We start from the raw sequence: 9,954 nt of genomic DNA on the forward strand, positions 1-9,954 counted from the left end.
ACTCGAAGAAGTACAAGACGGTGGCCGATGTCAAGGAAGGCGCGCGCGTGGCCGTGCCCAACGACCCGACCAACCTGGCGCGCACCTTCGTGTTCCTGGAGCAGTACGGCCTGGTCAAGGCCAAGCCGGGCGTCGATCCGCTGAAGGTGACCGAGAAGGACATCGCCGAGAACCCGAAGAAGCTCAAGTTCATCCCGCTGGAGGCCGCGCAACTGCCGCGTGCGCTGGATGACACCGACTTTTCCGTCATCAACGGCAACTTCGCGATTTCCTCGGGCCTGAAGCTGACCGAGGCCGTGGCGCTGGAGAAGACGCCCGACTACTACCTGCTGGTGGCGGCGGTGCGCACGGCCGACAAGGGCGCGCCCTGGGTAGCCGATCTGGCCGAGGCTTTCAAGACCCCGTTCTTCAAGGACGTGCTGAACAAGCACTTCCCGGGCTACGCACGCCCCGCCGCGTTGCAATAAGCACGAGAAGAGGGCAGCCATGGCCGCGCTGGTGACGTTCGATGCGCAGGGGCGCTGGGGCGAGACCCTGGTGTGTGAGGCACGGGTGCGCGAGACGCTGCGTGCCCACGGCCTGGATCACGGCCGCTGGCCGCTGCGCGATCCGGGCGATGGCAGCCTGGAGGCGGTGCTCGCCGCCTACGGCCCCGAGCTGGACGGCCTGCGCGAGCGCCTGGCCGTGCGCAGCGTCGATCGCGTGAGCCTTCAGCCCGACCATGCCGGCTGGCCCGAGCTGCGCCGCCAGTTCACCGCCGAGCACGTGCATGCCGACGCCGAGATCCGTTTCTTCCTGGGCGGCACGGGCCTGTTCTACGTGCGCACCGACACCGGCCACCTGGGTCTGCTGTGCGAGGCCGGAGACTGGGTGGTGGTGCCGGCGGGCGTGCGGCACTTCTTCGACGCCGGCGAGCAACCCGATTTCGATGCCCTGCGGCTGTTCAGCGCGCCCGATGGCTGGAAGGCCCAGCCCACCGGCGCGCCATCGCCCGAGCTGCCGCTGCTCGACGCGTTCGTCGACCAACTGATCGGACTGACGGGCCACGCGATGGACTGAGCCGTCGAGTCGAACCGACCTTCACCCCCAACACAGGAAAACACACCATGTCAGACCACTGGAAATTCGAGACCCGTTCCGTGCACGCCGGCTACCGGCCCGATCCGACCACCAAGGCGGTGGCGGTGCCGATCTACCAGACCGCCGCCTATGCCTTCGACAGCGCACAGCACGGTGCCGACCTGTTCGACCTGAAGGTGCCGGGCAACATCTACACCCGCATCATGAACCCGACGCAGGACGTGCTGGAGCAGCGCCTGGCGTCGCTCGAAGGCGGCATCGCCGCGCTGGCGCTGGCCTCCGGGCAGGCGGCCATCACCTACGCGATCCAGACCATTGCCGAGGCGGGGGACAACATCGTGTCGGCGACCGCGCTGTATGGCGGCACCTACAACCTGTTCGCGCACACGCTGCCGCAGTTCGGCATCACCACGCGCTTTGCCGACCACCGCGACGCGGCCAGCTTCGAGCCCCTGATCGATGCGCGCACCAAGGCCATCTACGTCGAATCGGTGGGCAATCCGGCCGGCAACGTGACCGACATCGCCCGCCTGGCCGAGATCGCACACCGCCATGGCGTGCCGCTGATCGTCGACAACACGGTGGCCACACCCTTCCTGCTGCGTCCGATCGAGCACGGTGCCGACATCGTGGTGCAGTCGCTCACCAAGTACCTGGGGGGCCATGGCACCAGCATCGGCGGCGCCATCATCGACAGCGGCAAGTTCCCCTGGGCCGAACACAAGGAGCGCTTCCAGCGCCTGAACGAACCCGACCCGAGCTACCACGGCGTGGTCTACACCGAGGCCCTGGGCCCGGCGGCCTTCATCGGGCGCGCCCGCGTGGTCCCGCTGCGCAACACCGGCGCGGCGATCTCGCCGTTCAACGCCTTCCTGATCCTGCAGGGCATCGAGACGCTGGCGCTGCGCATGGAGCGCATCAACGCCAACAGCCTGGCCATCGCACGGCGCCTGGAACAGCACTCCAAAGTGGGCTGGGTCAACTACGCGGGGCTGCCCAGCCACCCGGACCATGAACTGGCGAAAAAGTACCTCGGCGGCCACGCATCGGGCCTGCTGACCTTTGGTGTGAAGTCGGCACCGGGCGAGGGCCGTGCGGCCGGTGCCCGGTTCCTCGACGCGCTGCAACTGTTCACCCGGCTCGTCAACATCGGTGACGCCAAGTCGCTGGCCACGCACCCGGCATCGACCACGCACCGGCAACTGTCGCCCGAGGAACTGGTCAAGGCGGGTGTGAGCGAGGATGCCGTGCGCCTGTCGATCGGGATCGAGCACATCGACGACCTGCTGGCCGACCTGGACCAGGCACTGGCCGCCGTCTGACCCGCAGGAGAACACACCATGGACGCACCCGTCATCCATTCCCTGCCCGACGTCGCGCTCGACCGCCTGTTCCGCGAGGCCCGTACCGTGCATGCCTTCAAGCCGGTGCCGGTGTCCGACGAGCTGATCCACCGCCTGTACGACCTGCTCAAATGGGGGCCGACGGCCTTCAACGCACAACCGGCGCGTTTCGTGTTCGTGCGCAGCCCCGAAGCCAAGGCGAAGCTGCGCCCGGCGCTCTCGTCGGGCAACGTGGCGCAGACCGACGCGGCCGCCGTCACGGTGATCGTGGCGCACGACAGGCAGTTCCAGGAGCACCTGCCGCAGCAGTTCCCGGCCTACGACGCCAAGCCGCTGTTCGATGGCAACCCGGCGCTGGCCGAGGCCACCGCATTTCGCAACAGCAGCCTGCAAGGCGCCTACCTGATCCTGGCGGCGCGGGCGCTCGGGCTGGACGCAGGCGCGCAGTCGGGCTTCAACCCGCAGGCGGTCAACGAAGCGTTCTTCCCCGATGGCCGCTACGCCGTCAACTTCATCATCAACCTCGGCGTGGCCGACCACGCGGGCACGTTCCCGCGCGGCCCGCGCCTGGCGTTCGACGAAGTGGCGCAGATCGTCTGAAGACTCGCCAACCCGCGCGCGCCACCCGTGCGCGCCGCATCCGGGCAAGTTGTTGCCCCATTGAGCCATGAACTTTCAGCAACTACGATCCGTTCGGGAGACGGTGCGCTGCGGTTTCAACCTGACCGAGGTGGCGGCCATGCTCTACACCTCGCAGCCCGGTGTCAGCCGCCAGATCCGGGAACTGGAGGAAGAACTGGGCGTGTCCATCTTCGTTCGCTCGGGCAAGCGCCTGACCGGCCTGACCGAGCCGGGCGCGGCGCTGCTGCCCATCGTCGAGCGGCTGCTGCAGGAGGCGCAGAACCTGCGCCAGGCCGGCAAGGAATTCGTCTCGCGCCTGGAAGGGGGTCTGACCATCGCGGCCACGCACTCGCAGGCGCGCTACGCCCTGCCGCACGCCGTGCGCGATTTTCGCGAGCTGTTTCCGCAGGTCACGCTGCACCTGCACCAGGGCTCGCCGCGGCAGATCGCCGAGATGCTGCTGCAGGGCGAGGCCGACATCGGCATCGCCACCGAGGCGCTGGCCAACTACCCGCAACTGGTGACGCTGCCGTGCTACCGCTGGACGCACAGCGTGGTGGTGCCGCCCGGACACCCGTTGCTGCAACTGGACGGCCCGGTCACGCTGGCGCAACTGGCGCGCTACCCGATCATCACCTACGACGTGGGCTACACCGGCCGTTCGCACATCGACGAGGCGTTCCAGGCGGCGGGCATCCAGCCCAGCGTGGTGCTCACGGCGATGGACGCCGACGTCATCAAAACCTACGTGGAGCTGGGCATGGGCGTCGGCATCGTGGCCTCGATCGCCATCGACGCGGAACGCGACCAGCACCTGCGCACGCTCGACGCACGCCACCTGTTCCGCATCAACCTCACGCGACTGGCGATACGACGCGGCGTCTGGCTGCGTGGCTATGCCTACAAGTTCATCGAGACCTTCGCGCCCACGCTCACGCGCGAGGCGGTTGACCAGGCCCTGAGCGAGGAGGGGACCTCGGAGCTGTTGGCAGCGTGATCCGCGACCGCGGGGTACCGGTGTCCACTTGTGCATATCCATATGCGAATAACGAGTTCGACAGGCCACGCACCGCAGCCTAACCTTGTCCGGACCATCATTCAGGAGGAATCCCCTATGCAACCCCGTCTGTCCCGTCGTCACCTGGGCGCCGGCTTCGCCGCGCTGTCCGCTGCCTTCCTGTTCGGCCTGAGTGCGCCGGCCTCTGCCCAGGCGCTCCCCAAAGAGGTGAGGATCGGCTTCCAGAAAGGCTCGGCCATCCTGGTGCTGATCAAGAAGCAGCAGGTGATCGAAAAACGCCTGCAGGCGCTGGGCGTGTCCAGCGTCAAGTGGGTGGAGTTCCAGTTCGGCCCGCCCATGCTCGAAGCGCTGGGCGCCGGTGCGATCGACCTCGGATCGGTCGGCGACACGCCGCCGATCTTTGCCCAGGCGGGTGGCGCCAATCTCGTCTATGCCGCGGCCACGCCGTCGGCGCAGCACGCGGTGCTGGTGCCCAAGCACTCGCCGATCAAGACCGTGGCCGAGCTCAAGGGCAAGAAGGTCGCCTTCGGCAAGGGCTCCAGCGCGCAGAACGTGACCGTCAAGGCACTCGGGCTGGCCGGTCTGAAGTTCGAGGACATCGTGCCGACCTACCTGTCACCGGCCGATGCCACCGCCGCGTTCAACGGTGGCAACATCGACGCCTGGGTCGTGTGGGATCCGTACTTCGCCATCGCCGAGGAGCGCTACGGTGCCCGCGTGATCGCCGACACCTCGGACAAGCGCCTGGCCAGCTCGTCCTACTACATCGCGTCCAGGAGCTTTGCCACCCAGTACCCGGCGGTGCTGTCGGCCGTGCTCGACGAAATCGGCAAGACCACCGTCTGGGCGGGCCAGCACCGCGGCGAACTCGCCGCCCTGGCCGCCGAGGCCACGGGCATCGATGTCAAGTCGTGGAAGGCCGCCTTCGAGCGCGCCGAGTTCTCGCTCGGCCCGGTGACCGACGCGCACGTGGCCCAGCAGCAGCAACTGGCCGATACCTTCCAGTCGCTGGGCATCATTCCGCGCAGGATCAAGGTGGCCGATATCGTCTGGCGCGCGCCGGCGCCATGAGTGCGCCAGCCGTCGATCCCGTCACGCAGCGCCGGCGCGGTGCCGGCCTGATCGCCCTCGACCGCTCGCGCAGCTTTGGCGGCTACACCCTGATCGCGCCGCAGACCGCGGGCGGCCGGGTGTTCCTGGTGGATATCGGCGGCGAGGTCGTGCACGAATGGCGGCTGCCGGTACGCCCGGGCCGCCATGCCGTCATCCTGCCCAACGGCAACCTCGGATACAACGGCAGCCACGCCGATTCGCCCGAGCGCTATGCCCCCTGGTCGATGTGGCACGGCGGCGATTTCTACGAGGTCACCCCGGCGGGCGAGGTCGTCTGGCGCTATCAGGACCCGGCGCACCACCACGACGCGCAGTGGCTGCCCAACGGTCACCTGCTGTACGCCGCCTGCGAGCGGGTGGATGCCGCGTTCGCGCGCCGTGTGCCCGGTGGCACCGACGGGGCGGACACCCCGCTGCATGCCGACGTGGTCCGTGAAGTGGACCGATCGGGCCGGCTGGTGTGGGAGTGGCGTGCCGCCGAGCACCTGGACCCGGCGCGCTTTCCCATCCACCCGGGCTTCGGGCGCTACCACTGGCCGCTGGTCAACGGCCTGGGCGTGACGGCCGACGGCCTGGTGCTGATGAGCCTGCGCACCACGTCCGGCGTGATCGGCGTGGACAAGGCCAGCGGCGAGGTGCGGCTGCACATACCACCCGAGGTGGTGTCGCACCAGCACGCGCCGGTGCCGCTGGCGGACGGGAACATCCTGGTGTTCGACAACGGCAACTTCCGCGCGGGTGCACACGTGGCCTACTCGCGCGTGCTGGAGATCGATCCGCGCCAGGACAACCGCATCGTCTGGCAGTACGCCGACGAGGTGCCGAACCTGTTCTATTCGCCCTTCATGGGCAATGCGCAGCGCCTGCCCAACGGCAACACGCACATCACCGAATCGTCCACCGGCCGCCTGTTCGAGGTGACACCGGCAGGCGAGGTGGTGTGGGAATACGTCATCCCGTGGTTCGCCGAATACCCCGACGAGGCGGCACGCGCGACCGGGCCGGGGCGGCTCAACAGCGTGTTCCAGACCTGGCGCTACGCGGCCTCGCAACTGCCCTGGTTGTGAGGCCGGTGCAGGCGCCGTTCAGCGCAGCTCGAAGCCGGCCGCCTGAACCGCCTCGCGCAGGTGCTCGCGTCCATTGAGCGACTGGCCGTTTTTCAGCCGCTGCAGCACCGCCGGTGTCCAGCCCACCTCAGGCAGGCCGTTGGCGCGCTGGAACGCGCGCAGGGCCACGTCGTAGTCCGCGATCTGTTCCTGCTCGTCATCGGGCACCCGGTAGCGGTCGAAGTGCACCACCTGGGCCGGCGCCAGCCGCGGCTTGATGGCGGTGGCTGCCGCCGGGTCGGGCAGCCCGACCACGAGGCCGAACACCGGCATGGCGCCGCGTGGCAGCGCCAGCAACCGGGCCACTTCGCGGGCATGGTTGCGCAGCGCGCCGATATAGACCGTGCCATGGCCCAGCGCCTCGGCGGCGGCCACCACATTCTGTGCGGCCAGGCCCGCGTCCACCGACGCCATGAGGTAGGTGTCCAGGTACTGGTGCGCCTCGATGGCCTGACCGGCGGCCTCGGCGAGCCGCAGCGCGCGCGACAGGTCCGCCACCCAGACCAGGAGCACCGGCGCCTGCGCGATGTGCGCCTGATGGCCGGCGAGCGCTGCCAGTGAGTCGCGCAGGGCCTGTTCCTGCACGACCACCACGCTCCAGGTCTGCAGGTTCGAGGACGTCGGCGCGGACTGGGCCGCCGCCACGAGCGCATCGAGCACGCCGGGGGCCAGCGGCGTGGACAGGAAACGGCGCACCGAGCGGTGGCGCAGCAGGCTTTGCAGCACCGGGTGTTCCAGATGAGGGGTCCAGGCCGGGGCGTGGCCGGCGTAGCGCTGGTGCAGATCGTCGGTGGTGGTGTGGGTCATGGCGATGGCGGAATGGGTGGGTCCCGGGTCTGTGCGGGCCCGGGCGTACGGATCGAAGTGACGAGGCTACCGCCTCGCGCGTGCCTGGCTTAGAAGTCTTTCGCATGTGCAGGCGCACAGGTTTTTACCTGACAAGCGCATCACCTGAAGTGGGGTCGGCTTTTACCCCCTGGCGTGCCATGTCGGGACGGCTGGTTGACGGTGCCCCGCGCACCGGCGCGCGCATATCCATATCTGATCTTCTTCGTTGTTGGAGCGTCGTCCGGCGCGTACGCTTGTCACCTGTGCTCATCGGAAACCACGCCTTGTCTTTGTCCACGGTGCCCCGCAAACGTCCCCGCCCGTTCGGCTTCGTGTGGCACGGTGACATCGGTGGTTTCCACTTCCTCGGGGTGCCACCCACTCGGCAGACGGTGGCTGCCCGCGAGAGCCAAGCAACAACAACAACCGCCCCGCCAGGGAGTGTCCGGGAGGTGGTCAAGGAGGCGGTTGTGTCGCCCTGATTCCGTCAGGCGATAACCGGTGGTCGCCTGACGGCGGCTGTCGTTTTCACAGGTCTGCCATGGCTGCCATGGCTGCCATGGCAGACCTTTTTTTTCGTTGCTGGCGGTCCTGTGGTGTCAGATGACGCGGAAGCCGTGCGTGCCATCGCGTCCGAGCTGTTCGACCAGGCCGAACTCCCAGTCGAGATAGGCCTGCATGGCCTCGCGCGGGTTGTCGGTGCCTTCGTAGGGACGGCGGTAGCGGTCGATGCGCGGGCTGGCCAGGCGCCGCTCGCCCGTGTCGGTGGGCAGACCGGCGTCAAACCAGGCCTGGTTGCCGCCTTCGAGCACCTGCACCCGGGCGCCGCCGGAGGCCTGTTCCACTTCTTCGACCGCATACTGTGCGAGCATGCTGGTGCCGCAGGTGAGCACATAGCGCTGCGCACGCGGGATCTGCCGCAGTGCGTTTCCGATGTCCGAGCGCAGGGCGAACCAGGCACCGGCGATATGGCGCTTGACGTGGTTGGCGCTGGTGCTGAGGTTGATGATGGCGGTGGTTCCGGGGGGTTCCGACGCCAGCTTGTCGGCCAGTTGGCGCGCGCCGATCCACGAGACCGGGCGGCTGGGAACGGGCAGGTACAACGGTGCCGATCCCGTCTCGGCGAAGGCCGAGTCCGGGACGCCATCGAGCACCCAGACGTCCCAGTTCATTTGCGCGAGCCACGAGGCCGTCATGTTGGCGCGGGCGCCGTCATCGTCCACCAGCACGATGCGAGCGCCGCGCACCGGGGCCGACACGTCCGTCTCCTGCACCAACTGGCCGCCGGGGGCGCTGCGGCTGCCTGGCAGATGGCCGGCGGCGAATTCCTCGGGTGTGCGCACGTCGAAGAGGTAGGTCGTGCGTCCGGACTCGCCCTGCCAGCGCGTGACATCGGCGAGGCTGGCGCGTTGCACGCCGGCACGGTCGGCCACCTCGCGTGCCGCACGTGCCGCCGCCTCGCGCACGCCGGGCGGGATGTCCGGCGGCGGGCGCCGGTCGGCACCGTGTTCGAGCGACTGGCCGGCCAGCGTCCAGCCGATGGTGCCGTTGCGCAGCGCCGCCACCGGGTTGGGAATGCCGGCGTTGACCAGCGACTGGGTGCCGATGATGCTGCGCGTGCGCCCCGCGCAGTTGACGATGATGCGCGTGGCCGGGTCGGGGGCCAGCGCACGGGCACGCAGCACCAGCTCGGCGCCGGGCACGCTGGTGCTGCCGGGGATGTTCATGGTCTGGTACTCGTCGAAGCGCCGTGCATCGAGCACCACCACGTCGGCCTTCGCGTCGAGCAGTGCCTGGACCTCTTCCGCGGGGAGCGACGGCGTGTGGCGCTGCGCCTCCACCAGTTCGCCGAAGGACTTGCTGGGCACGTTGACGTCGATGAAGATCTCGCCGCCGGCATCGCGCCAGCCTTGCAGGCCGCCTTCGAGCAGGCTGACGTCGGTGTAGCCCAGCGATTGCAGGCGCCGTGCGGCCGTCTCGGCCAGGCCCTCGCCGTTGTCGTAGATCACGATGGCGGTGTCGCGGCGCGGGATGCGGCTGCGCGCATCCAGCTCGATGCGGCCCAGCGGCAGGTTGGCCGCGAACAGCGGGTGGCCCTGGGCGAAGGGGTCTTCCTCGCGCACGTCGAGCAGGGCGATCTCGCGCCGGGCGAGCAGGTGCTCGCGGACCTGGGCGGTGGTGGTGAAGGTCAGGGGTCGGGTCATGGATGGGTGGCGCAGTTGGCGGCGTGCTTACTGGGGTTGCGATGCGGTGGCGGTGGCTTCCCGCGAGCGGTCCCACACGTTGGGCAGCGTGGCGTTGCTGTAGCCGGAGATGAAGGGCTTTTCAGCCCCGTCTTCCAGGAACACCGAGCGATGCACGGCACCGATGTTGGCGCCATAGACGTGGATGCTGACCGAGGGCCGGTCCGCCAGGGCGTTGCTGACGCGGTGCACGTCGCCGATGGTGGGCGAGACCGCCTCCACGGCGCCGGGTTCCAGGCGGTGCATCGGGCCCTGGGGCCGCCAGCGGCCATCGGCGCCGCGCACAAACGGTTGCGACAGTTCGGCGCCGCGCAGCACGCCGATCAGGCCCCACACGGTGTGGTTGTGGATCGGTGTCTGCTGGCCCGGCCCCCAGACGAAGCTCACCACCGAAAAGCGCTCCAGCGGGTCGGCGTAGAGCAGGTACTGCTGGTAGCGCACGGGCGAGGGCAGGGTGTAGGGCTCGGCGAGCCAGTCGTCGTGCCGCACCAGTTCAGCCAGCAGGGCCTGGCCGCGTTCCAGCAGCGCGGCCTCGGCCGTTTCTTCGGCAACCAGGCGGGTGAGATCGGCAAGAAAGCCGCGCAGGCGCGCGGGCTGGTAGG

The 9,954-nt window shown here is 68.9% G+C and carries 10 protein-coding genes; 7 read left to right on the top strand and 3 right to left on the bottom strand.

All coding sequences use genetic code 11. The annotated features are described in order from the left end of the window. From PHQ87_RS11245 to PHQ87_RS11275, 7 genes are all read left to right on the top strand, one after another. The coding region (locus tag PHQ87_RS11245; RefSeq protein WP_300234141.1) for a MetQ/NlpA family ABC transporter substrate-binding protein at positions 1–467 on the top strand (467 nt) is incomplete at its 5' end. Positions 468–486: 19 nt separating this feature from the next. Then, positions 487–1,059 (top strand): hypothetical protein, encoded by a 573-nt coding sequence (locus tag PHQ87_RS11250; RefSeq protein WP_300234142.1) that lies wholly within the window; start codon positions 487–489, stop codon positions 1,057–1,059. A 47-nt stretch (positions 1,060–1,106) separates the two neighbouring features. Next, the gene (locus tag PHQ87_RS11255) at positions 1,107–2,402 is read left to right on the top strand and encodes an aminotransferase class I/II-fold pyridoxal phosphate-dependent enzyme (protein WP_300234143.1); all 1,296 of its coding nucleotides are present in this window, start codon (positions 1,107–1,109) and stop codon (positions 2,400–2,402) included. Between the two features lie 18 nt (positions 2,403–2,420). After that, on the top strand, positions 2,421–3,023 hold the full coding sequence (locus tag PHQ87_RS11260) for a malonic semialdehyde reductase (protein ID WP_300234146.1): 603 nt from the start codon (positions 2,421–2,423) through the stop codon (positions 3,021–3,023). A 67-nt stretch (positions 3,024–3,090) separates the two neighbouring features. Beyond that, complete coding sequence (locus PHQ87_RS11265) at positions 3,091–4,041, top strand: CysB family HTH-type transcriptional regulator (protein WP_300234148.1); 951 nt, start codon at positions 3,091–3,093, stop codon at positions 4,039–4,041. Positions 4,042–4,158: 117 nt separating this feature from the next. Beyond that, positions 4,159–5,133: an aliphatic sulfonate ABC transporter substrate-binding protein gene (locus PHQ87_RS11270; RefSeq protein ID WP_300234150.1), complete on the top strand. Its 975-nt coding sequence runs from the start codon at positions 4,159–4,161 to the stop codon at positions 5,131–5,133. Continuing rightward, positions 5,130–6,242 carry an aryl-sulfate sulfotransferase gene (locus PHQ87_RS11275; RefSeq protein WP_300234152.1) on the top strand — a complete coding sequence of 371 codons (1,113 nt, stop codon included), beginning with the start codon at positions 5,130–5,132 and terminating at the stop codon, positions 6,240–6,242. Before PHQ87_RS11270 ends, PHQ87_RS11275 begins: the two co-directional genes overlap by 4 nt. 18 nt (positions 6,243–6,260) lie before the next feature. Here the strand turns inward: PHQ87_RS11275 and PHQ87_RS11280 are convergent, their stop codons facing one another. The 3 genes from PHQ87_RS11280 to PHQ87_RS11290 all read right to left on the bottom strand — a co-directional run bounded on the left by PHQ87_RS11280 (position 6,261) and on the right by PHQ87_RS11290 (position 9,937). After that, the gene (locus tag PHQ87_RS11280) at positions 6,261–7,088 is read right to left on the bottom strand and encodes an NADPH-dependent oxidoreductase (protein ID WP_300234154.1); all 828 of its coding nucleotides are present in this window, start codon (positions 7,086–7,088) and stop codon (positions 6,261–6,263) included. Between the two features lie 620 nt (positions 7,089–7,708). Next, positions 7,709–9,313 (bottom strand): rhodanese-related sulfurtransferase, encoded by a 1,605-nt coding sequence (locus tag PHQ87_RS11285; protein ID WP_300234156.1) that lies wholly within the window; start codon positions 9,311–9,313, stop codon positions 7,709–7,711. A gap of 27 nt (positions 9,314–9,340) precedes the next feature. Beyond that, on the bottom strand, positions 9,341–9,937 hold the full coding sequence (locus tag PHQ87_RS11290) for a cysteine dioxygenase (RefSeq protein ID WP_300234158.1): 597 nt from the start codon (positions 9,935–9,937) through the stop codon (positions 9,341–9,343). Positions 9,938–9,954 lie beyond the last annotated feature (17 nt).

It is taken from the genome of Hydrogenophaga sp. (genome assembly GCF_028698005.1).
Taxonomy (GTDB): domain Bacteria; phylum Pseudomonadota; class Gammaproteobacteria; order Burkholderiales; family Burkholderiaceae_C; genus Hydrogenophaga.

Excerpts from the sequence above, each read along its gene's own strand:
- PHQ87_RS11250 (WP_300234142.1), top strand. The coding sequence starts at position 487 with ATGGCCGCGCTGGTGACGTTCGATGCGCAGGGGCGCTGGGGCGAGACC.
- PHQ87_RS11265 (WP_300234148.1), top strand. The coding sequence starts at position 3,091 with ATGAACTTTCAGCAACTACGATCCGTTCGGGAGACGGTGCGCTGCGGT.
- PHQ87_RS11255 (WP_300234143.1), top strand. The coding sequence starts at position 1,107 with ATGTCAGACCACTGGAAATTCGAGACCCGTTCCGTGCACGCCGGCTAC.
- PHQ87_RS11270 (WP_300234150.1), top strand. The coding sequence starts at position 4,159 with ATGCAACCCCGTCTGTCCCGTCGTCACCTGGGCGCCGGCTTCGCCGCG.
- PHQ87_RS11285 (WP_300234156.1), bottom strand. The coding sequence starts at position 9,313 with ATGACCCGACCCCTGACCTTCACCACCACCGCCCAGGTCCGCGAGCAC.
- PHQ87_RS11280 (WP_300234154.1), bottom strand. The coding sequence starts at position 7,088 with ATGACCCACACCACCACCGACGATCTGCACCAGCGCTACGCCGGCCAC.
- PHQ87_RS11275 (WP_300234152.1), top strand. The coding sequence starts at position 5,130 with ATGAGTGCGCCAGCCGTCGATCCCGTCACGCAGCGCCGGCGCGGTGCC.
- PHQ87_RS11260 (WP_300234146.1), top strand. The coding sequence starts at position 2,421 with ATGGACGCACCCGTCATCCATTCCCTGCCCGACGTCGCGCTCGACCGC.